The sequence below is a fragment of the Collinsella sp. CLA-ER-H5 genome (assembly GCF_040092375.1).
In the GTDB taxonomy this organism is placed as follows: Bacteria; Actinomycetota; Coriobacteriia; order Coriobacteriales; family Coriobacteriaceae; genus Collinsella.
In genome coordinates this window covers 1-905 of sequence record NZ_JBBNLR010000048.1, presented here as the reverse complement: position 1 = coordinate 905, position 905 = coordinate 1, and the positions used below count along the sequence as shown (strand labels likewise).

Annotated in this window: 1 pseudogene; it reads right to left on the bottom strand. The window is 52.2% G+C overall.

Annotated features, from left to right (window positions below):
- A pseudogene (locus AAAX31_RS10055) lies at positions 1-195 on the bottom strand (carbamate kinase); the annotation flags it as partial.
- Between the last annotated feature and the right edge of the window lie 710 nt (positions 196-905).

Here is a 905-nt window from a genome sequence, read left to right as displayed (position 1 = left end):
GAAGGCGTTCTGGATCATGCCGACCTGCGGGCCGTTGCCGTGGGTGATGATGATCTCGTTGCCCTGCTCGATGAGACCGAGGAGAGCGTGGGCGGTGTTGCTCACGGCCTCGATCTGCTCGACGGGGTTGTTGCCGAGGGCGTTGCCGCCAAGGGCGACGACAATACGATCGGGCTTGCCAAGAGGCTTAGACATTGCTGGAATCCTTTCTGTAAAAGGCCTACAACCCATTAATAACCCGCGTCCGTGCGATACGCGAGTTTATTAAGGTTTATATTCTCTTTATCGCTCATTTTATTCATTTTGAAAATAGCGGAACGGTGAACGGTCGTTTTTATCCGCTCAGCGTACAGAACTCCAGCTCAGACATATCTACGTAATTTACGTGCGACTTTATTTAAATGAAGCGAGGATTATGTCGGATTATGCAAACTACATCTCTGCTAAACACAAAACAGACAGCGCAATATCTTACTCGCACTATACGAGATTCTATGCACATATAAGTCGAGTATGCACCCCTGCAAAAACAAGGGGCTTTTCATCCAGCATAAGGAATAAAGAAGAGCTCCGAAAAGGCGGCAACAGCCAAGTCCCCCATCCATCCCCAAAGTGGCGCGAGGTTTCGCGGCAAAGCCGCGAAACAGCGAAAGGGACGGAATACCCGCCAACTACGTCCTTCATCCGCCCACACAATCCGAGGACGTAGTCGTAGCAGGATCTGAGGGCTGACCTTCGCGGACACTCCGCAGGACGAAAGAACCCCCGCCGCACGTAGTGTGAACTGCGCCCCAATTCTTGGACGGGCTAATAAGCGGCCTACGCCGCACATAGGGACTGATTCCGGAATTCCTCCGGGGTCAGTCCCTTCAGTTTAACCTGCCTCCTTCTCGTGTTCCAATGGA